The 21,263-nt window shown below is 60.7% G+C and carries 19 protein-coding genes; 10 read left to right on the top strand and 9 right to left on the bottom strand.

The features are described 5' to 3' along the window. The first annotated feature begins 94 nt into the window (after positions 1 to 94). A complete protein-coding gene (locus B9Z31_RS04110) occupies positions 95 to 508 on the top strand; it encodes a MarR family winged helix-turn-helix transcriptional regulator (RefSeq protein WP_369804629.1) in 414 nt (137 codons plus the stop codon). On the opposite strand, the gene B9Z31_RS04105 is transcribed toward B9Z31_RS04110, so the two are convergent. The 3 genes from B9Z31_RS04105 to B9Z31_RS04095 all read right to left on the bottom strand — a co-directional run bounded on the left by B9Z31_RS04105 (position 505) and on the right by B9Z31_RS04095 (position 3,695). After that, entirely contained in the window at positions 505 to 1,494 is a 990-nt protein-coding gene (locus tag B9Z31_RS04105) for a PhnD/SsuA/transferrin family substrate-binding protein (protein WP_100118275.1), read from the bottom strand. The genes B9Z31_RS04110 and B9Z31_RS04105 overlap by 4 nt on opposite strands. A gap of 11 nt (positions 1,495 to 1,505) precedes the next feature. After that, positions 1,506 to 2,825, bottom strand: a complete 1,320-nt coding sequence (locus B9Z31_RS04100) for a Rieske 2Fe-2S domain-containing protein (RefSeq protein ID WP_100118274.1) — start codon at positions 2,823 to 2,825, stop codon at positions 1,506 to 1,508. Between the two features lie 171 nt (positions 2,826 to 2,996). Further along, positions 2,997 to 3,695 carry a GntR family transcriptional regulator gene (locus tag B9Z31_RS04095; protein WP_100118273.1) on the bottom strand — a complete coding sequence of 233 codons (699 nt, stop codon included), beginning with the start codon at positions 3,693 to 3,695 and terminating at the stop codon, positions 2,997 to 2,999. A gap of 102 nt (positions 3,696 to 3,797) precedes the next feature. On the opposite strand from B9Z31_RS04095, the gene B9Z31_RS04090 reads away from it, so the two are divergent. The 7 genes from B9Z31_RS04090 to B9Z31_RS04060 all read left to right on the top strand — a co-directional run bounded on the left by B9Z31_RS04090 (position 3,798) and on the right by B9Z31_RS04060 (position 12,229). Further along, positions 3,798 to 4,781, top strand: coding sequence for a tripartite tricarboxylate transporter substrate binding protein (locus tag B9Z31_RS04090; RefSeq protein WP_233200707.1), 984 nt, complete (start codon positions 3,798 to 3,800; stop codon positions 4,779 to 4,781). A gap of 23 nt (positions 4,782 to 4,804) precedes the next feature. Then, positions 4,805 to 5,962, top strand: coding sequence for a hypothetical protein (locus B9Z31_RS04085; protein WP_100118272.1), 1,158 nt, complete (start codon positions 4,805 to 4,807; stop codon positions 5,960 to 5,962). 311 nt (positions 5,963 to 6,273) lie between these two features. Next, positions 6,274 to 7,245 carry a selenoneine biosynthesis selenosugar synthase SenB gene (gene senB / locus B9Z31_RS04080; RefSeq protein WP_100118271.1) on the top strand — a complete coding sequence of 324 codons (972 nt, stop codon included), beginning with the start codon at positions 6,274 to 6,276 and terminating at the stop codon, positions 7,243 to 7,245. Beyond that, entirely contained in the window at positions 7,245 to 9,599 is a 2,355-nt protein-coding gene (gene selD, locus B9Z31_RS04075; protein ID WP_100118270.1) for a selenide, water dikinase SelD, read from the top strand. Before senB ends, selD begins: the two co-directional genes overlap by 1 nt. A 23-nt stretch (positions 9,600 to 9,622) precedes the next feature. Then, positions 9,623 to 10,288, top strand: a complete 666-nt coding sequence (locus B9Z31_RS04070) for a cupin domain-containing protein (RefSeq protein WP_100118269.1) — start codon at positions 9,623 to 9,625, stop codon at positions 10,286 to 10,288. Between the two features lie 64 nt (positions 10,289 to 10,352). Beyond that, a complete protein-coding gene (locus B9Z31_RS04065) occupies positions 10,353 to 11,117 on the top strand; it encodes an ABC transporter substrate-binding protein (protein ID WP_100118268.1) in 765 nt (254 codons plus the stop codon). A gap of 131 nt (positions 11,118 to 11,248) precedes the next feature. After that, the gene (locus tag B9Z31_RS04060; RefSeq protein WP_100118267.1) at positions 11,249 to 12,229 is read left to right on the top strand and encodes a tripartite tricarboxylate transporter substrate-binding protein; all 981 of its coding nucleotides are present in this window, start codon (positions 11,249 to 11,251) and stop codon (positions 12,227 to 12,229) included. A 16-nt stretch (positions 12,230 to 12,245) separates the two neighbouring features. Here B9Z31_RS04060 and B9Z31_RS04055 read toward each other — a convergent pair whose 3' ends face one another. The 3 genes from B9Z31_RS04055 to B9Z31_RS04045 form a co-directional block, all read right to left on the bottom strand. Further along, positions 12,246 to 13,010: a DUF3047 domain-containing protein gene (locus B9Z31_RS04055; protein ID WP_100118266.1), complete on the bottom strand. Its 765-nt coding sequence runs from the start codon at positions 13,008 to 13,010 to the stop codon at positions 12,246 to 12,248. Continuing rightward, on the bottom strand, positions 13,007 to 15,178 hold the full coding sequence (locus B9Z31_RS04050) for an FAD-dependent oxidoreductase (protein WP_100118265.1): 2,172 nt from the start codon (positions 15,176 to 15,178) through the stop codon (positions 13,007 to 13,009). Before B9Z31_RS04050 ends, B9Z31_RS04055 begins: the two co-directional genes overlap by 4 nt. Positions 15,179 to 15,271: 93 nt before the next feature. Continuing rightward, positions 15,272 to 16,744 (bottom strand): Fic family protein, encoded by a 1,473-nt coding sequence (locus tag B9Z31_RS04045; protein ID WP_100118264.1) that lies wholly within the window; start codon positions 16,742 to 16,744, stop codon positions 15,272 to 15,274. Between the two features lie 319 nt (positions 16,745 to 17,063). Here B9Z31_RS04045 and B9Z31_RS04040 point away from each other — a divergent pair, with 319 nt between their 5' ends. Next, positions 17,064 to 17,396 carry a type II toxin-antitoxin system RelE/ParE family toxin gene (locus tag B9Z31_RS04040; protein ID WP_100118263.1) on the top strand — a complete coding sequence of 111 codons (333 nt, stop codon included), beginning with the start codon at positions 17,064 to 17,066 and terminating at the stop codon, positions 17,394 to 17,396. Beyond that, the gene (locus B9Z31_RS04035; protein WP_100118262.1) at positions 17,383 to 17,739 is read left to right on the top strand and encodes a helix-turn-helix domain-containing protein; all 357 of its coding nucleotides are present in this window, start codon (positions 17,383 to 17,385) and stop codon (positions 17,737 to 17,739) included. Before B9Z31_RS04040 ends, B9Z31_RS04035 begins: the two co-directional genes overlap by 14 nt. 386 nt (positions 17,740 to 18,125) lie before the next feature. Here the strand turns inward: B9Z31_RS04035 and B9Z31_RS04025 are convergent, their stop codons facing one another. The 3 genes from B9Z31_RS04025 to B9Z31_RS15535 are packed head-to-tail and all read right to left on the bottom strand — an operon-like array spanning position 18,126 to position 21,158. Beyond that, positions 18,126 to 18,731 carry a CDP-alcohol phosphatidyltransferase family protein gene (locus B9Z31_RS04025; RefSeq protein WP_100118260.1) on the bottom strand — a complete coding sequence of 202 codons (606 nt, stop codon included), beginning with the start codon at positions 18,729 to 18,731 and terminating at the stop codon, positions 18,126 to 18,128. Next, the gene (locus tag B9Z31_RS04020; RefSeq protein ID WP_100118259.1) at positions 18,724 to 19,404 is read right to left on the bottom strand and encodes an ATP-binding cassette domain-containing protein; all 681 of its coding nucleotides are present in this window, start codon (positions 19,402 to 19,404) and stop codon (positions 18,724 to 18,726) included. The genes B9Z31_RS04025 and B9Z31_RS04020 overlap by 8 nt, the downstream gene beginning before the upstream one ends. After that, a complete protein-coding gene (locus tag B9Z31_RS15535; RefSeq protein ID WP_199174429.1) occupies positions 19,401 to 21,158 on the bottom strand; it encodes an ABC transporter permease in 1,758 nt (585 codons plus the stop codon). Before B9Z31_RS15535 ends, B9Z31_RS04020 begins: the two co-directional genes overlap by 4 nt. Positions 21,159 to 21,263 lie beyond the last annotated feature (105 nt).

Genomic DNA, 21,263 nt, shown 5'->3' with positions numbered 1-21,263 from the left:
AGTTGCCCCCCTTCCGCACATGCTTCGCCATTGGAGAGAGGCCGTTCCCGATGACCGCCTGGCCCACTTGATCAGGGATGTCAGCCGTGCCCAAATGCGCTCATTGCATGTTCGACTGACCGCCCATGGCGTCTCTTTTGGCCACTGGACTTTTTTGCGTATTTTGTGGCTCCAAGATGGCCTGACCCAGCGTGAACTCAGTCATTTGGCCGGGGTCATGGAGCCCACCACCTTGACCGCCGTCCGCGCCATGCAGGACATGGGCATGGTGGAGCGACGTCAGCTCGATGGCAACCGCAAAAACATGCACGTTTTTCTCACCGAGTCAGGGCGTGCATTGGAAAAAGTCCTCGTCCCTTTGGCCGAGGACGTTAACCGCATCAGTGTGGGTGAGTTGAGCGAACGCCATGTGGCTTCTACACGGCGTGTCCTGCTCAGCATGCTGGAAAATCTGGCGCATGACCCGTTGTTGTCCGAATCCACGGACAACCCGTTGGCACCTCTTTAAATGGCGTAAGTCTCGTAGGTTGCGGGGTGAAAAATCTCTTCGATCTGCATCCGTTTTTGAGAAAGACCTTGCGCATGGTGGTGACGCAAAAATGCGTCCAGCGTGGCACGGTTGGCACCCACACCATAAGACCAGAAATCCTGCCCCATGGTTTCCCGCGCCGCCTTGAGCTGCTCCTCCACAAAGGGCAAGGTCACTTTGGTCGCTGACGTATCCGACAAGGCCTCCAGCGCCGCGCCTTTGGCTTGGTTGAAAGCCTTGAAAACGGCCATGGGCAGCCATGGGTGCTGTTCGCATAAAGTTTTGCGAACCCCCACAACGTGCATGATGGGAAAAATTCCTGTGCGCTTGAAGTAATCTTTGGCAGCTGCGGTGGGGTCATCGTAAAGCCAGCCTACAGCCGGGTTGCTCAACGCTTGCGCGCTGGGTGGTCGGGGAGCCATGAACCCATCGATCTCACCCCGATCGAGCAATTCAGAAATCGTTGTACCTTCAGGCGCATTTTCAAGTCGAACACCTGGGGGCAGTTTCAGAGCGATTTTTTCTGGCCTCCCGGGTGTTTCTATGCCGCCGCGCACCCATGTGACGTCTTCCGGATGCACGCCATGGTCATCTTGCAAAATGGCGCGCGCCCAAACATGGGCGCTGAGCTGGTACTCGGGCAGACCGATGCGACGCCCTTTCAAATCTTCAGGTTTTTGAATTCGGTCCTTGCGAACATAGATCGATGTATGCCGAAATGCACGCGACAGGAAAACGGGAATCGCCACGTAAGGACATGTGTTTTGCGCCGTCTTGACCATGTAACTGGAAAAAGACAACTCACAAATGTCAAAGTCCTGGCTTCGCATGGCCCTGAAAAACATTTCCTCAGGGTACAGCGTCATGTAAACAGGGTCCACACCATCGATTTGCACACGTCCATCGAGCAGTGCGCGAGTGCGGTCATAGTCGCCCATCGCGACCGACAATCTGAGTTTGGTCATATCGGTCTTTCTCAAGCTTTGACAACGTAAGTGTTGTCACTCTGGGCTGAAGCATCGGCATCGTCCCAAATGTAACGTCCCTCAAACGAACGCCAGTCATCGGCTTTCGGAAGCACCTGCTGATAAGCGCAAACATGGGCCGGGACTTGTCTTTCTGCAGTTCCAATCGCGGTTGCGTCTTGCTGATATTGCTTCACCGCTTCAACCATTTGCTTGCGGAACTCGACAATCGCCAGATCACTCGCGCCCAGTCGATCCTGGCTGCGGTCGGCAATTTTGCCCATGGTCACCCACATGGCAATGTCCTGATTGGGAAAGCCTTTGATGCCGGTGAAGTTGCCCGCCTTCATGGCTTGGCGGTCTTGCCAAAAACGGTTGTCGTAATTGCGCAGTGGGCGGTAGTACGTGTCCAGATCGACACCGACCGTTTGCCCCAAAAATTTGCGCCAGGTTTCAGTTTCTGGTGTCTGCGCTGGATGACCCCATGCAATGAAGTAAAAACAGGTGTTGGTGTCGTCTATCGGCACATTGACGTTGGCGACGTTGTACAAATTGTTGGGCGGAACGAGAACCGTCCAGGGCGCAACGAAGACGGTCGTACGGATGTAATCATGCGTTTGCGCATTGAAAATAGGCCTGCGGATGGCGGCGTATCGGAACCCATAGTCTGTGCGTTGAACCTGAAGCCGAGGCGCTTTATCGGTCGAGGGGCGCAACCAGTTTTTATCGGTCGCCTCGCCACTTTGCACTCGGGCAGGAACCATGTCCGAACTGTGCAAGCTTGAGCTGTGCGCCGAATCAATGGCGCCCTCCAAGATTTGTGCCCAATTGACTGGCACCACCACTTTGGCGATCGACACCCGCGCCTGCGCCGTTGGCGCCCATCGCGGTGGCTCAAATGCAGGCACCCGGTCCTGGGGGCCCATGAAGGCCCACACCAGCCCGCCCCACTCCTGCACCGGATAGGCTTTTTGCTTCACTTTGCAGGCCATCTCACTGGTTTGCGGCTCTGAAACCATCTCCAGCACTTTGCCTTTGACGTCCATTTTCCAACCGTGGTAGAGGCAGCGCAAACCCCCTTCTTCATTGCGCCCCAGGAGCAAGGAGGCACGGCGGTGTGGGCAGTACTCGTCCAACACACCGACCTGTCCGGCCGTGTCTCGGAACACCACCAAGTCTTCTCCCAGGATTCGGGCCTTTACCGGGGTCCCGTCTGGCTCCTCAACTTCTTCACTCAAGCAAATGGGCACCCAATGCTCGCGCATCAGTTGCCCCATGGGGGCCTTCGCTTCTACACGGCAGAGCAGGTCATTTTCTTCAGGCGTCAACATCTCTTCAATACTCCTAGAGCCAAAAATTCGGGTGAGCTTTGTCACCAACACCCCGAATATACTTTGTCATCTAAGTAAATTGACCCGGGTTAACCCGAACTTCAACGGCGATCACCTGCTCGCTGGCGCTCGCTCATCCACGATGCCCGTCTTCAGGCGGGATGGGCACCATCACTTGCCCAGACTCAGCGCCGCCGCCAAAAGGATGCGCTTGTTGTCTCGGCTGCGGCGCGCATGTTCACGCATCAATGACTCCGCCCTGGCACCTTCGCCTGCAAGAATGGCCGACAGGACATCCTCATGATCGAGTTGGGCGCGCTGAAGAAAGGTGTACTCCCGTTGCGGTGCAATGCCGTGCAAACTCAGGGCCTGAGCGCCAACCAAGGGCATTTGGCCAATCTCACGGATGGCATTGCCCAAGACTTCGTTGCCTGCAGCAGCAATCATCGTGGCGTGAAAACGTGCATTCATGGCCGTCCAGGCTTGTGAATCCAATACGAAATTGTTCTCTGACGCTTGACTCAATAAAGCCTGACCTTGATCGACACACGATTGCAGGATTTCTCGGTCGACCGCCGTCAAGGTGCGCTCAGCGACCAACCTGGCGGCCATTCCCTCCAGCACACCACGCACATCGATCGCGTCGGCCAGATCATGGGCATTGAACGATCTGACACGAAACCCCCGCGTGGGCAATCGTTCAAGCAGCCCTTCCTTGGACAGCTCTTCAAAAGCCAGGCGAATGGGTGTTCGCGAAACCCCCAAATCGGCCGACACTTGCAACTCCACCAGCCGCGTGCCCGGGGCGTAAATCCCTGCACCTATCCGGCGACGAAGTTCATGGGTGACAAGATGAATTTGGGTGGCCATGGCCTGAGTGTAACGACCCTTTTTGCATGCAATTTCTCATAAATTTGCATTTATCACATCATTCATTCTATGATTGCATGCATTAAACCCCAGGAGACACTCATGGCATTTCAAAATCGACGCGCGCTCATGGCCATCACTTGCTGTGTGATTGCAAGCGGCGCTTTCGCACAAAACAGCGTGGAGAGTTACCCCAATAAACCCGTCCGGGTGGTGATCCCGTTTGTGGCTGGCGGCGGCGGTGACAACCAGGCCCGACTCATCCTGACCAAGGCGGCCCAGGAACTGGGGCAAAACTTTGTGTTCGAGAACGTTGCAGGCGCTGGCGGGAATGTGGGGGCTGTCATGGTCTCGCGCGCCACCCCAGACGGGTACACCTTGCTTTACGGCACCAATGGCACACATGGCATCAACCACGCCCTGTACAAAAACACGGGGTTCAACCCCCTGAAGGATTTTGAAGCCGTGGGCCGACTCAGCAGCATCCCGGCCATGCTGGTGGTTCGCCCTGGCCTGGCGGCCAGCAACCCCGGTGAGCTCGTCAAATTGATGAAGGAAAAGCCAGGCTCATTTTCTTTTGCATCGGCTGGCAATGGCACCACCTCCCACTTGACTGGAGAGATGTTCAAAGCACAAGCCGGCGTAGAGGCCGTGCACATCCCTTACAAAGGGGGTGCGCCAGCCATGATCGACCTCATTGGTGGACGCGTTGACTTCATGATTGACGTGATGCCCAACACCGCCCCACAAGTGCGCGGCGATCGCGTCAAGGCCCTGGCCGTGACCTCAGCGCAGCGCCTTGGCAGTTTCCCCAACATCCCCACCCTGATCGAATCGGGCATGGACGGTTTTCAGGTCACGGCCTGGGATGCGGTTTTTGCCCCCGCAGGCACGCCAGCGGGCATTGTCCAGAAAATCAACACCGCCCTGAACAAGGCCTTGAGCAACCCCGAATTACGCCAACAACTGGCCAGTCGTGGCAGTGAGGTTTATCCCAGCAGTCCAACAGAATTGAGTCGATTCATTGCCACAGAAATGGAGCGCTGGGGCATGGCCGTCAAACGCGCCGGGGCGACCATCGACTGAAACACACGCAACCGGACCCTCTCATGAACGCCACGCCCACTTACGCCGGTCTGCCGATCCCACTCGCACCAGCCATCACCGACACCAAGCATTTTTATCAAGCGCTGGACAATTTCGTGCGCACCTTCGCATTTCGAAGGGGCGATGAGGTGCTGGTCTTGGCCGACCCCTTGCTGGACACCCGGGTCATCGACGCGATCCACGGCCATGCCAAAGCGCGCGGCGCCACCGTGCGCGTGTACATGGAACCCAGCTCCCGCGTGACCGGAATACCCGAAGTCGTTCAACCCCTCTTGGCGCGTGCCAGCTTTGTGGTGTCCACATGGTTTTGCTCCGTCTTCGACCCATTTTGCCTATCGCTGCGCAAAAAGGGACAGCGCTGGGTCAAGATCACCTACTTCCGCAACCTTGATCTTTTGCACACACCACAAGCTCGTTTTCCGATCGATTTGGTGGGAGAAATCACGCGATGCACCGCACAGCGGTATCCACAAGGGACCGATTTCGATCTGCACTTCACCGACGAACGCGGCAGCGACTTTCGCATCGGTTTCACACCCGAGATGCGCGACAACCAACTCAACACGAACCGCTGGCGCGGCAAGATGACCGCCGAGGAAGACGGCTGCTACGTGCACTACCTGGCCTCTCACGGCCCCAACCTTTGGGACCACAACTCAGTCAAAAACGACATGTCGGTGGCCACGCGCATGAGCGGTGTCCTTTATCCGCAATGGGCCGTCGGTTTTGCCGAGCCCTTCAAGGAGCGAATCGGCGTTTTCTTTGAAGGCGAGTACATCAGCCATGTCAGTGGTGAAACCGAAGAGGCCCAACTGCTGCGAGAGATGCTGATCGGCGGCAGGTTGATCGAAGGAGGGGGCTGCGGGTTCAATCCCAAGGCCCCACGCCACACCATCTACCCCGCCGGCTCCAACTCCCCGGGTGCCTTGCACTTCGGCATTGATCTGGTCAAACCCGCCGACTACATCCGGCGCACCATGCCCGACTGGGAGGAGCCGCCCATTCATGTGGACTTGGTGATCCTGGATGCCACGGTCACCGCCGGCAACAACCGGCTGATCGACCAGGGATTTTTGTGCGCGCTCCGCGATCCGGAAGTGATTGCAATGGCCCAAAACTATGGGGATCCGTTGGAGTTGCTTGAGACTGTTGTCTTTTAACGCACGCTTTCTAAGGGCTCGGTGTGCACAGCCAGCAAGACAGGTACCTGCGCCATCAGAGGCAATCAAAGCCCATGCCATCGCTGGCACTGAGCGTACCCAAATGGCATCGGCGGGTGCGCACCTTCCAAAACTCCCGAAACCAGGCGATGCGACCCCGCTCCCACAGCACGGGTCATGTCCGCCATGGGTTGGACGGATCTTGCATAGCGTTTTGCAACGCTCGCATCAGGGATAGCGCGCGCTAACGGGTGCGTTACAGAGCCTGGGCCAAAGCCGCCGAGGTACTGCTATCCCTGTATAAACCGTCCATGCAAAAACTTCGAGTGGTGATTGTCAGCCCTGCCTTGGCCGACACCAACAACGGCAATTGGCAAACCGCCCGGCGCTGGCAACAGTTGTTGTCTGCCCACTCTGTCCGCATCGTGCGCCAGTGGCCCGACGCGCAGGCTGATGATGATGTCATGTTGGCCCTGCACGCCCGCCGCTCGGCTGTCTCGGTGCAGGCCTGGCACGCGCGGCGTGGCACGCGCGGCCTGGGCGTGATACTGACCGGCACCGACCTGTACCGCGACATCGCGCACGACACGCAGGCGCAACGCTCGTTGGGCCTGGCGCATTCGCTGGTGGTCTTGCAAGGTCTGGGATTGAAAAGCCTGCCGCCTCAGCACCAATCCAAAGCCCGCGTGATCTTTCAATCAACTGGCACGCGCCAAACTCTGCCCAAAACCTCACGCCACTTGCGCGTGGTGATGGTGGGTCATTTGAGAGAAGAGAAAGACCCACTCACCCTCATGGCTGCGGCACGCCTGTTGTCGCCAGATACCGGTGTATTCATCGACCACATCGGGGCGGCGATCGACCCTGCGCTAGGCCAGGTTGCAGTGGCCACACAGGCGCAATGTCCCCATTACCGCTGGTTGGGTGCACTGTCACACCGCCAAACCCTGCAACGCATTCAACGCGCCCACCTGCTGGTACACAGCAGCCGACTGGAAGGGGGCGCTCATGTCTTGATGGAGGCGATTTGCAGCGGCACGCCCGTGTTGGCTTCACGCATCGACGGCAATGTGGGTCTACTGGGCGAGGATTACGCGGGCTATTTTGAGCCCGGCAACTCGCAGGCCTTGGCCAATGGAATGCTTGCCTGCCGAGCGCCACAAACCGGTCATGCGCTGATGGCACACTTGAGGCATCAGTGCGCCTTGCGCGCACCCTTGTTTGAACCTCAGGCCGAACGTGCCGCCTTGCACCGCTGGGTGCAAGACCTCTGGACACTTTGATGAAACCATCTGATCAACCCGTGCTGCGCGACCTGGTGCTGGTCGGCGGCGGCCACAGCCATGTGGGGGTGCTGCGCATGTTCGCCATGAAGCCCGAGCCGGGCGTGCGCATCACCGTGATCTGCACCGACATCGACACACCTTACTCGGGCATGCTGCCGGGCTACATTTCGGGCCATTACAGCTTTGACGAAGTGCACATCGACCTGGGCCGGTTGTGTGCCTTTGCGGGTGCGCGGCTGTACCACGATGCCGTGGTCGGCATCGACCGCAAAACCCAAACCGTGATTTGCAAGAACCGCCCACCCGTGGCCTACGACCTCTTGTCGGTCAACATCGGCTCCACACCGCAGGTGCAGCAGGTGGAAGATGCGCAAGCCTTGGCGGTCCCGGTCAAACCGATTGCCCAGTTCAACGCGCGTTGGCTGACTTTGCTGGACAAAGCACGCCAGTGGCAGGCCCACCGCGGTCGCATGACGATCGCTGTGGTGGGTGGGGGCGCGGGCGGTGTGGAGCTGGTCCTGTCCATGCAATACCGATTGCGCAACGAACTCAAAGCCTTAGGCCGCAGCCCCGAAGACCTGAAATTTGTGCTGTTGACCTCGGGCGATTCGGTCTTGCCCACCCACAATCCGGGCGTGCGCCAGCGCTTTGCGCAGGTGCTGCAAGAGCGCAACGTGGACGTGCATGTGCATGCCGAGGTGGTGCAAGTGTCACCCGGCTGCTTGCACACGCGGGACGGCCGCACCTTTGACGCCGACGAAACCATGTGGGCCACGCAAGCAGGGGGTCCGACTTGGCTGCAAAGCACCGGTCTGGCGCTCGACGACAAGGGCTTCATTTTGGTGCAAGCCACATTGCAAAGCCTGAACGATCCGCTGGTGTTTGCGGCGGGCGACATTGCCTCGTTGGTGGAGCGCCCGCTGGAAAAAGCCGGTGTGTTTGCCGTGCGCATGGCCAAGCCTTTGGCCGAGAATTTGCGCCGCAGCCTGCGCGGCCAAAAAGGGGTGGCGTACAAACCGCAACGCCACTGGCTGGCCCTGATCTCGACGGGCAACCGTTTTGCAGTGGCCTCACGCGGTTCGCTGGGCTTTGCAGGCGGCTGGGTTTGGCGCTGGAAGGACCGCATCGACCGCGCGTTCATGCGCCGCTTCACCGATCTGCCGGTGGTGGACTGGCACGCACCGGGCACCCCCTTGCGCACCGCCATCGGGTCGATGGGCCAACTGCTCAAGGACATCCAAGCCCAAGGCCGCGCCCCCACCAGCCGGCTGAACTTGACTTCTGAAGAATCGCTGCAAGCCATCTCGGCCATCGCCATGCGCTGCGGTGGGTGTGGGGCAAAAGTGGGCGCCAGCGTGTTGTCCCGCGCATTGGGGAGCTTCAAGCCCGTGGAGCGGCCAGATGTGTTGATCGGCCTGCATTCGCCAGACGACGCGGCCGTGGTGCGCGTGCCGCCGGGCATGGCGGTGGTGCAGACGGTGGACTTCTTCCGGGCCTTCATCGACGACCCTTATCTGTTTGGCCAAGTGGCGGCCAACCACGCGCTGGGTGATATTTTTGCCATGGGGGCCGAACCTCAAACGGCCACCGCCGTGGTCACGGTGCCGCCGGGCCTGGAGCGCAAAATCGAAGACCTGCTGACCCAAATGATGGGCGGCGCCATCGAGGTGCTGAACGCCGCAGGCTGCGCCTTGGTGGGGGGGCACACGGGCGAAGGCGCCGAGCTGGCCCTGGGCTTTGCCATCAACGGCCTGATCGACGACAAGATGGACAGCGTGATGCGCAAAGGCGGGATGCAGCCGGGCGATGTGCTGCTGCTGACCAAACCGATTGGCACCGGCACCTTGTTTGCCGCGCATGCACGCTACGCGGCCAAGGGCCGCTGGATCGATGCGGCGCTCAAATCGATGGTGCAGTCCAACCAAAGGGGCGCAGCCATTTTGCGCACCCATGGCGCCACCGCCTGCACCGACCTGACCGGTTTTGGCCTGCTGGGTCACCTGGTCGAGATGACGCGGCCGTCCGGCGTGGACGCCGAGCTGCAGCTGAGTGCCTTGCCCCTGCTCGACGGCGCGGTGGATTGTGTGCAGGCGGGCATCGTCAGCTCTTTGCAGCCGGCGAATGTGCGCCTGCGCCGCGCCCTGCGCAATGCCGACGAATTTGTGGGCGACCCCCGCTACCCCTTGTTGTTTGATCCGCAAACTGCGGGTGGCCTGTTGGCCAGCGTGCCCGCCGCCCAAGCGTCGGCATGCGTGCAAGCGCTCAAGGCCGCAGGCTATGCGCACACCGCCATCATCGGCCGCATCACCGCGCAAGGCGAGGCCATCGAGCCTGTGCTGCTGAAAACCTGAGCGCCTTCAAGGCCTGCCCTGTCATGACCACCGAACACCTCACGCTCAACGCCGACCGGACCCAGCGCTGCACCATTTACAGCCCCTCGCTCGCATGGGTGGACTCCCCCTCCTCTGGCGTGTCGCGCCGCATGCTCGAGCGTGACGGAGGGGAAGTCGCGCGCGCCACGTCCATCGTGCGTTATGCACCGGGCTCGGCATTTTCCAGCCACACGCACGGCGGGGGTGAAGAAATTTTGGTGCTCGAAGGCACGCTGCAAGATGAACACGGCGTGTACGGCCCCGGCACCTACATCAAAAACCCGGTCGGCACATCGCATGCGCCGTCTTCACCAGACGGCTGCACCTTGTTCGTCAAACTGCGCCACTTGGACGCACGCGACGCCGAGCGCGTGGTCATTGACTCGCGCCGCAGTCAATGGCGGCAAGGCATGGTGGAGGGCCTGAAGGTTTTGCCGCTCAACACCTTCGAGACGCAAAACACCGCCCTGGTGCGCTGGGCGCCGCACACCTTCTTCAACCCGCACCGGCATTGGGGCGGCGAAGAGATCTGGGTGGTCGAGGGCGTGTTCTCGGACGAACACGGCGACTACCCTGCCGGCAGTTGGCTGCGCAGCCCCCACATGAGCCAGCACCAGCCCTTCAGCCGTGAAGGCTGCTTGATTCTGGTGAAAACCGGGCACCTGTAAGCCGCCCGCAGGGCTTGGTTTTTTAAGATCTTGGGCCTGAGACGGCCACCTTGAACGACACCCCATGAACGCCCATTTGCACACGCCTTCGCTCGCCGCCATGGCGCCTTTCATCGCCCCCCATGGCCCTTTGCGTGTGGCCATCAATTTGGGCAACCCGGTACTTGCTGGGCTCGATGCGGCGGGTGAGCCCTCGGGCATCTCGGCCGACTTGTCACGCGCATTGGCGGCGCAGTTGGGTGTGGGCATTGAATGGCGCATCTTCAAAAAGGCCGACGACTCGGTGCAATGCGTGCGCGCTGACGAGGCCGACATCGGCTTTTTTGCCATCGACCCGGTGCGGGGCGAGGGCCTGCATTTTTCGCCGCCGTATGTGCAGATTGAGGGGGCCTACATGGTGCGCAGCGACTCACCGCTGCAAAGCAACGGCGAGGTGGATCAGGCCAGCCACCGCGTGACCGTGGGTGCCGGCAGTGCTTACGATTTGTTTTTGAGCCGCCACCTGAAACACGCCCGCATCGTGCGCGCGCCCAGCTCGCCAGCCGTGGTCGAGGTGTTCATGGCACAGCAACTCGAAGTGGCCGCAGGCGTGAAGCAGCAACTCCAAGCCGATGCCCAGCGCCTGCCCGGTGTGCGCTTGTTGCCCGGCCGCTTCATGGTCATCCACCAAGCCATGGGCATGCCCGCCCAGCGCAGCGCCGCAGCGCGTGAACAACTGAATGCTTTTGTGGAAGAAGCCAAGCAATCCGGCTGGGTCGCACAAGCCTTTGTTCGTCACCAAATCCAAGGCGCAGCGGTGGCGCCCGCAGGTTATCCCACCCCAGACTGACCTTGCTGCAGGTGGCCGAGCGGCGCGATCGGGCCGCCCTGTGATCAGTGAATACCCTCTGTGGGCCGTCGGCATGAAGTGCTTCAATCTGGAGGTTTCTTTCCATTCCACGACTTGAGGAGTTTCGATCCATGACCACCCGTCGCCAATTGATGCAAGGCGCTGCCGCCGGCATGCTGGGCTTGGCCCATCTGCCCAACTTTGCGCAAACTCGCCTGGAAAATCTGCGCATCATTGTGGGCTTTCCGCCCGGTGGCACGACCGATGCCTTTGCCCGCCGCATCGCGGAGAAGATGCGTGGCACTTACGCCAACAACGTCATCGTGGACAACAAACCCGGCGCTGGCGGCCAGATCGGCGTCACCACCCTCAAGTCTGCAGCGGCCGATGGGGCCCACATCCTGTATTCGCCCGCGTCCATGCTGACGATTTACCCGCACTCCTACACCCGGCTGAGTTACGCGCAGTCCGACGTCTCCCCCATCGGCATTGGCCATTCCACTGACCATGCTTTTGTGGTCGGACCTGCTGTGCCCGATTCGGTCAAAAACATCAAAGACTTCGTTGAATGGGCCAAGGCCAATCCAGGCAAAGCCAGCATCGGCAACCCTGCGGCGGGCTCCATGCCCCATTTGCTGGCGGGCCGCTTGGCCATGTTGGGCGGTTTCCAAATCACCAACGTTCCTTTTGCAGGCTCTGGCCCCGCGATTCCACAAGTCATGGGCGGGCAGCTCGCGGGCATGTCATCGCCCTTGGGCGATTGGGTGCAACACCACAAAGGCGGCAAGATCCGGATTTTGGCCACCTCTGGTCCTGATCGGGCGGTTTTCACGCCCGATGTGGCCACTTACCGCGAGCAAGGCTTTGGCGAATTGCAGGTGCGCGAATGGTTTGGTTTCTTCGCGCCTGCCGGGGTGAGCGATGCGGTCAAGCAAAACCTCAATGCGGCCCTGCGCCAGGCCATGGGCCAGCAAGACATCCGTGATTTTGTGACCCCATTGGCCGCCAACCTCGAAGCCAGCACCACGGCCGAACACACACGCCGTTTGGCCGATGACTCTGAAATGGCGCGTCGTTTGGTCACGGCGCTGGGCTTCAAGGCCGACTCCTGAGCGTCCAGCCGACCCGCTAGGGCAGCCAGCCGATCGCACCGACCCAGCCCACGCTGTGGCTGCCGGTGTTGTCGCTGTCGGCCCCGATCAGCACGGCGCGCACAGGCGGCACGGCCGCGCCTTGGGGCAGCTCGTCCGCAAACAACTTGGCAAAGTCGACGGCCACATCGCGGCTTTCGGTTTGCCATTGGGCCAGCGGCGCACCCTTGCCTTGCAGCGTGATGAAGCGCACGCGCTGTGAGTAAGGGTTGGGGCCTTGCAATCCAGCCGGGTGCCCGCTGTCCCACACATAGCACAGCGTGGCGGCGGGCAGGTCTTCGCCACTCACACTGCGGGCGATGCGCAGCAAGGTGCGCTGGCCAAAGGGCACGCGCTCCAGCGGGTGGTCGAACATCACACACACTTTGAGCGCCGCATCGTCACCGGCTTTGGTTTGGATATCGGCCACAACTTGGCCGCCCTTGTCTGAGGTCAGCGGCTGGTCCAGCCGCCAACGCCATTGCAAGCGAGCCGGCTCGACTTTGGGCAGGTCGTGCACCCAGGTGCCATACGAAGCGCGGGTGCTGACCTTGAGTGCACGCTCGCCTTGAACCACGGCCGCTTCAAAGCGCGTGTGTGGGATGTCGGCCTTGGACTTGGGGAAACCCACAAAGCGCCATGTGCTGGGCGCAGCGCCATCGCCGGGCACCAAAGGCGACAGGTTTTGCGCCAAGGCAGATGCCGTGCCCCAGACCAAGCCCAGCGCCAGCAGCGCAGAGACGGGTTTGAAGCGCGGGTTCATCCGCGCCGCCAATCGTGGAACCTCTTCACCCAGGCCAGCAGCTTTTGCGGCGCGTGGGCGCGCTTCCATTCACCGGCCGCGTACTTGTTGGCCTCGGCCATGGTCGGGTAGATGTGGATGGTGCCCAAAATCTTGTTGAGGCCCAGGCCATGTTTCATGGCCAGCACGTATTCGGCCAGCAAATCGCCTGCATGCGGGCCCACGATGGTCACGCCCAAAATGCGGTCTTTGCCGGGCACGGTGAGCACTTTCACAAAGCCATGGGCCTCACTGTCTGCAATCGCTCGGTCCAGGTCGTCGATGCCGTACTTCGTCACCTCGTACGCGATGCCCTGGGCTTGCGCCTCTTGTTCGTTCAGGCCCACACGCGCCACCTCGGGGTCGATGAACGTGGCCCAGGGGATCACGCGGTAGTCGACCTTGAAGGACTTGAAGTCGCCAAACAGCGCGTTGACTGCCGCATACCAAGCTTGGTGCGCGGCCGTGTGGGTGAACTGGTAAGGCCCGGCCACATCGCCTGCGGCGTAAATGTTGGGGTAAATGGTTTGCAGGTACTCGTTGGTCTCAATGGTGAAGTTCTTGCGGAGCGTGGGCACGCCAATGTCTTCCAAGCCATAACCTTGCAGACGGGCCACACGGCCCACGGCACAAACCAAGGCGTCAAAAACAATTTCCATCTCGCGGCCTTGTGAAGAGGCCACCAAAATTTTGTCCTCACCCCGGCGCTCGCAGCGCAGCGCTTGGTGCCCGGTGAGCACCCGCACGCCGTCGGCCTTCAGCGCGTCGCGTGCCAGCGCAGACACCTCCAAGTCCTCGCGCACCATGATGCGCTCGCCCATTTCGACCTGCGTGACCTGCGCACCCAAGCGGGCAAAACTTTGCGACAGCTCGCAGCCAATCGGCCCGCCGCCCAGGACCACGATGCGCTTCGGAATATCGTCCAACTTGGCCAACTCGTCCCACAGCGTGTCGCTGGTGAGGTAGCCCACGTCATCGAGGCCCGGCAAAGGCGGCACGATGGGGCGAGCGCCCGCCGCGATCACGATGCTCCGTGCGCTCAGGCGCTGCACCTGGCCGTCGTTCAAAGTCACTTCCACTGTCCAGGGGTTCACCAGCTTGCCGTGACCCTGCAGCACCTCCACACCCAAGCCGGTGTAGCGCGCCACACTGTCGTGCGGCTCGATGGCTTTGATCACGTCGTGCACGCGCTGCATCACCGCCTTGAAACTGAAGCTGGGCGCGGTGTCGCTCAGGCCGTACTTCGCGCCATGACGCATTTGGTGGGCCAGCTTGGCGCTCTTGATCAAGGCCTTGCTCGGCACGCAGCCGTAGTTCAGGCAGTCGCCGCCCATCTTGTGCGCCTCGATCAAAGTGACTTTGGCTTTGACGGCGGCGGCAATGTAGGCCGACACCAAACCCGCAGCACCGCCGCCGATCACGATCAGGTTGCGGTCAAAAGTCTTGGGGCGCACGCTGGCCCAACGGGCATAGACTTTTCGCTTTTGAACGGTCGCCACCACACGCCGCGCCAACAAGGGAAAGATGCCCAGCAGCACAAAGCTGCCCAACAGCGCCGGGCTCAGAATGCCCCGCACCGAGTCCAGCTGCGCCAGTTGCGTGCCCGCATTCACATACACCGCCGTGCCCGCCAGCATGCCCAGCTGACTCACCCAGTAGTACGTCCAGGTCTTCATGCGCGTGAGGCCCATGAGCAGGTTGATCAGGAAAAAAGGCACCACCGGAATCAGGCGCAAGGTGAACAGATAAAACGCGCCCTCTTTGTCCACACCCGAGTGGATGTCGGCCAGGCGCTGCCCAAAGCGGGCTTCGACCCACTCGCGAAGCACAAAACGCGAAGCCAGAAAAGCCAAAGTGGCACCGAAGGTGGAGGCGAACGACACCAGCAGCAAACCCTGCCACAGGCCAAACACCGCCCCACCGCCCAAAGTGATGATGACCGCGCCCGGAATCGACAGCGCCGTGGCCAAGACATACACCCCAAAATACACCGCCGCCACCAACACCGGCTGCTGTGCATAGCGCTGGTCCAAAAGGGCTTGGCTCGCCTTGAGCTGCTCAAAGCTGAGGTACGCGCCCAGATCCAGCGCGACAAAAGCGCCGATGGCCAGGGCCAGCAAGACCAGCAAAACAATTTGACGAAGGCGCATGAAGGGGAACTCCTGATGGGGCGATCACTTGGCGGAGGGTGCGAGAGGTGCGCTGCCCAAGACTGTGAACGATAACGCTGATGAACTGACCGTTCAGTGCGGCTGGCCAAAAAGTGCTGGGTGATCGCCACCCCCCGAGCAAACCAACTGCCAGGCCAGGTATTCAGAGCGACGCAGCCGGTAGCGGGCCACGCTGCCTTCATGCAACTGCTGCAGCGCCTCGGTCAATATGTGGGTGAACGCGTCTTGGTCGACTGCAGGCACAGGCATGTGCGCCACCACAGTGGCCAGCGCGTCTGGGCCGGGCGCTTGCAGGCCCTTGACCACCGTCTGCACAGCCTGAATCAACGCCTCGCGGTATTTGATTTTGAGGGGGTCCGGCTCGACCATGGTTTGGGTGATGGCCAGATAACGCTGGCACGAACGCTCATACGCCCACACAAACACGTCGCGCAACAAATCGACCTCGTTGAGCTCATACACCCCCAAAGTGCCTTCGATGTAAGCCCGCTCGGGCACATCGACGAACGACAAAGGGCAAAGCTTGTGCTGGATCAGCGGCATATTGGCGGCAATGCGCGACACGCGTTTGTTCACATCTTCAAAGGGCTGCAAATACGGCAGCTGCACCATGAGGAAAAACGCCTGCTCAAACGGATCGGGAATGGCGGCGGCTTTTTTCAGCAGCAGCTCAAAACAGTCCTCAATCACCTGGGGCATGGCGACGGGGTGAAACACCGTGCCCGAAATCTCCACCACGCGCCGACGCAGCCTGCCACTGGCCTGCGGGTCGCGCATCAAATCTTGCGACAAGACGGCATGCAAGTTTTTGAACGTGAAGGCATCCAAGCCCACCTCGTTCGTGTCCTCGTTCGTATCCTCCATCAGCATCTCGATGGCGGCTTTGTGGTTCAGGATCATCTGCGTTTCAATGGCGTCCTTGCCCTGAGCCGCCTGGCCATGCTCGATCAGGTTTTGCGTGTCCAAGCGGCTGTAGGTGTTGCCCTCCAGCCGCGATGAAGCCCACGACAAATCCACCAACAAACGGCTCAAGATGTCGCGGGCGTAGGTGCCTGCGGGCCGTTCATGGTCAGGCGTGCGGCCCATCTCGTGCAACTGGCTGCGCAGCGCGGTGGGCAAATAAAACGTGACGCCCGGCTGATAGGCCTCTAAAAACTCACGCCGATAACCCACCGGTCGGCGGTGCATCAGCGGTTGACGGACCCGTTCACGGATGCTGGCCCCTGCGGGCGAAACCGGCAAATCAGGCTCCGCCTCGGCCACGCCCACTGGGGTCATGACGCCCCCGACACCGCTACCGCCCACAAGTTGCGCCCATCCCTGCGCCACCGGCTTGTAAACCAGCGCAATGCTCTGCCCCTCAGACGCGATCCGCTGCGCATCGATCAGTTTGAGCAAGCGGCGCTGCAAAGTGCGGCGGTTCAGCGCCCCGCCCTGACACTGCGCCATGGCCGCCTCGATCTCGGCAATGCCGATCCCGCCCGGGTGCGCGGCCACGATGGATTCGATCTGATGCAATTCGTCGGCGGGGGTGATGCGGGGCATGGGGTGGCCTTTTGGGGCAATTTGTCGCGCTTAAGGGGCGAAAGCGCGACTATGAGCGACAGTATTGATGGTCATTATGTCGCTTAATGTGTCACGCTTGCAAGTCTTAGTGTCGCGCAATCAGTTTGTACGACGCTGAGCCCCATCTTTCGCCGCACATTTTGAGGTGAATATGCGGCGTATTCGCCGCGTGTGCCCATAGCACCATCCAATCTGCATCCCGGTTGTCACCGAACATAGCGCGGCAAAGTGTTCAAGTGTGTATCCAGGATCAACAACCCTGAGCAAAAAATTATCTCAAACATGCTATATTTTCAGCATGAAGTGGGACATCCAATATCACGATGAAAAGTTACAGGCTGAAGTGCTGGCTTTACCGCCCGGCATTTTGGCAAGGTACTTTCATTGCACTGATCGGATGATGGAATTTGGTCCGGATTTAGGAATGCCACACACGCGTGCCATGAGTTCAGGACTCTTTGAGCTGCGATTGAAGTCCCGAGAAGGTATTGGACGCGTATTTTTCTGTACGGTGGTGAATCGCAAAATTGTCATGCTTCATCAATTTATGAAGAAGACCGACAAAACACCGCCCAAAGAATTGGCTCTTGCACGCAAACGTATGAAGGAGTGGAAAGATGTTGACGCATAAACAACTGCGCACCCAGGCACTGGCCGATTCGGCTGTTAAAGCTGAATTCGACAAGCTGAGCGACGAATTTTCTCTTTTGGACGAGTTCTTGAAAGCCCGTACGTCGCAAGGCCTGACCCAAGCGCAGGTGGCCGAAAAAATCGGAACTACCCAATCTGCCGTGGCACGGATGGAATCTGGTAGTGGCAAGCACTCACCATCGCTAGCTACGCTAACAAAATATGCTGATGCCTTGGGTTGCAAGCTGGAAGTACGGCTGGTTCGCAGGCCTCGAGAAGCGGGTAATTTGGCTGGCCGCAGTAATCAGTTTTCCCTCAAACAAGCACAAATAAGCGATACGTAAGCTCTTTGCACCGCTTTCGCAAATCTACAAATTCTTGACGTCGGAAATAAAGAATCAAACTTCTATAGTCACTGCTTATCTTGCTCGCTGGCTGCGCCAGCACTGGCATCATTCCAATGGACCAAGACTCATATTTAATCGGGAAGAAAGACGGAACTCCAGGACTGGGTGTCTCGCTCAGCAACAAAGCTGCTGTTTACCAAGAGGCAAACGATTTTTGCAGGGGTAAGGGACTTCAAGTCAAAACGCTTCAAGTCACAACAACACCTGCACGGCCTGCTCAGCCAGGCTCTACTGAGTTGCATTTTCGTTGTGTCGCACCTGGTGGAGAGGCAACTCCTGCACCACGTGAGCCAGATCAGGTAATCGAAAGACGAACTCGATAATCAGTCGAGGCGCCGATACCCCCACCCCACCCGCATCCCCGTCGTCACAGCACACAAGCCCGCAAACCCATAAGCCAACACCGCAAAGTGTTCAGGCCACACGCACATCGCAGCAAACACGCTGATGGTTTCGGTGGCTTCGGTGAAGCCGCCTAAGAAGTAAAAGCTTTTGCCCGGCAAGGCGGTATCTAGCAGGCCGCGTTTTTCGGCGAGTGCGGCGAAGGCCAAAAAGCTGCTGCCGGTGCCGATGAAGCTGGCCAGCAAGGCGGCGGCGGGCAGGGCGTTGGCGCTGGGGTTGGCCACCGCAAAGGCCAGGGGGATGGCTGCGTAGAACACGAAGTCCAGTGCGATGTCCAAGAAGCCGCCCGCGTCGGTGGGCTGGGTCAGGCGGGCGACGCTGCCGTCCAGGCCGTCGAGCAAGCGCGAGGCCAGCAGCAGCGCCAAGCCCCACCACCAGGCTTGCAGCGCAATGGCCACGGCGGCGGCCATGCCGATGGCAAAGCCCAGCCAAGTCAGCGCGTCGGCGCTGATGCCTGCGCGCACCAAGCGGCGTGCGGCAGCGTTCAGCGCGGGGCGCAACAGGGTTTGGGCGTGGCGGTCAAACATGGTGGGCGCTTTCTTCGGTGGCTGCACGCAAGAGCACCATGCGCTGAGGGTCGGCCACGTCTTGTTCGTCGTGTGTGACCAGCACCACCGGGATGCGCCGCTCGCGCACATGCGCAAACACCCACGGGCGCAGCTGGGCCCGCAAGGCGGCGTCGAGTTTGGAAAACGGCTCGTCCAGCAACAGCGCTTGCGGCTCGGCCAGCAGCGCCCGCATGAGGGCAACGCGGGCGCGTTGCCCGCCTGACAGGGTCGATGGATCACGCTCACCCAAGCCCGACAACTCCGCCTCTTGCAGCGCTTGCTGCACACGCGCTTGGCGCTGTGCAAGCGGCAAGGCGCGGGGCACGGCAAACAGCAGGTTTTCAGCCACGGTCATGTGCGCAAACAGCAGCGCATCCTGAAACACCAAGCCGACACCGCGCAGGTGCGTGGGCAAGGCGGTGAGGTCGCGTCCGTTCAGCTGCACGCGGCCTTCAAACTGCAAAGGCTGCAAACCTTCGGACACGCTGGCCAGCGTGCCCGCCGTGGCCGCCAGCACCGCGCTTTTGCCACAACCACTCGGCCCCATGAGCGTGAGGATCTCGCCTGCGGGCACATGCAAGTGCAGGTCTTGCACCAAGGTCTGCGCCGCGGTGCCCAAGCGTTCGATGTCGATCTGGAGTCCTGCGTTCATGTGTTGTCTTTCATCGGCCCGATCTTCTCAAATTGGCGTGGCCTGCCCCAGTAAGCGGCCAAGGCAAAGGCCAACACAGGCAAAAGCATCTGCAAAGCGGCATAAGCGCTCATGAGCGAGCGCTGCGCACCAGACGCCAGCGTCACGGCCTCGGTGGTCACCGTGGCAAAGCGCCCCGCCCCCACATACAAGGTGGGCAAATACTGCGCCACACTGACCGCAAAACCCACCGCCCAGGCCGAGGCGATGGCGCGTTGGAGCAGCGGCCATTTGATGCGCAGCAAGTCTGTCCAGCGGCCTTTTCCCAAGCTGGCCACCACAGCCGATTGGCGCGGATCGACGGCCAAATAGGCGGGCTCCAAGGCCAGCAGCACATACGGCAGCACCATGACCGCATGCGCCCAAAGCAGGCCCAACCATTGCCCCTCGAGGCGCCACTGCAGCGCCACGCTGTACAGACCCACCACCCATAGCACCGAGGGCAAGAGCAGCGGTAACAAGCACCATGGTCGCAAAGCCTGTTGCCAGCGGCGCGGTGTCAGCTCCAACCAGGCCACCGACCAAACCAGGCACACACTGGCCGAGGCCACCGCCAAACCCAAGGTGGTCCACACCGTGGGGACACTGGCGATCACTTGCGCCCAGGCATCGCCCGTCCACAGCGATGGCCACAGTTGCGGAAAAGGCCAGACACCCGAGACGCTACCCACCACAAGTGCGAACCAGACGGCGAGGTAGGCCGCGCCGATGGCGAACACCCAGCCATTCATTCGGCCGCGCGAGCGGCCTGGTGTTGAATGCCAACCCTTGCTTGATTGGCCATTCGGCTGCAGGGGCAGCCTCCTACAAAAATGCAGAATCCATGTCGGGGTTTTCTGTGGGAGCCAGCCCCCCAGATCCGTCGTCTGACTCAGTGGGAGCGAGCCCCTGCTCGCGAATTTGCGCATGGCAGCGACCACCCGCAACGCCAGCACAATGAGCACGCCCGCCAACAGAACCGTGCCCGTCAGCCACCCCGCCGCCGCTGCACCTTGCGCCTGCATGGCCGCATCGGCATCTCCCAGCCATTGCCAGGCCAGCACGGCCAAAGTGGGTGGCGTCGCAGGGCCGATGATGAGCGCCATGTCCACCACCGTGAGCCCATAGGCCAGTACCGCCAGCAGCGGCCAGCGCAAACGCGGGGCCAGCTGCGGCCAGACCACTTGGGCAAAGGCGGTGGCGGGCGTGTGGCCCCAAGTTTGGGCCAGTGAAAATTCGGCTTGCCATCGTCGGCGCAGGTCTTCGCGTTGCAGTTGCGTGGCCGCCACCCAGACCAGAAACGGCACTTCTTTGAGCCACAGCGCCAAAATCAAACCCAAGCCCCAAGGGTCTTGGGTGGTCAACCAAGGCGGCGGCGCATCAAAACCCGTCAGACCCGGCGACACCAGGCGCAAAGCCCAGCCGCTGGGCGAGAGCCACAACACCAAACCAATGGCCATGGCCGCGTGCGGCGTGGCCAGCAAAGCAGGCACATGGGTGAGCCAGCGGGCCAATTGCTGGCGAATGAAACCATGGGCCAATAGGCGCGCCACGGTCCACCACACCAGCACCGTGGAGGCCAACCCGGTCCACAGTGTCATGCCCCAAGCGCGCAGCGTCAGCGGATCGGCCCACAGGGCTTGCCAGGCGCTGGCATCGAACATTTGCGATGCAGCAGCCCACAAGGCCCAGCCCATGGGCAGGCCAGCGATCAGGGCCAGCAGCAAGGCCGCCATGAACCTCAAGTCCTGTGGGTCGGAGCTTTGGCTCCGACATTGGCGGTGATCGGACCCCATGTCGGGGCTGAAGCCGCCGACCTACAAAAAAAAGCAGCGGCCATC

Source organism: Limnohabitans sp. G3-2 (assembly GCF_002778275.1).
Classification (GTDB): Bacteria; Pseudomonadota; Gammaproteobacteria; order Burkholderiales; family Burkholderiaceae_C; genus Limnohabitans_A.
This window is presented reverse-complemented; position numbering and strand designations above follow the sequence as displayed.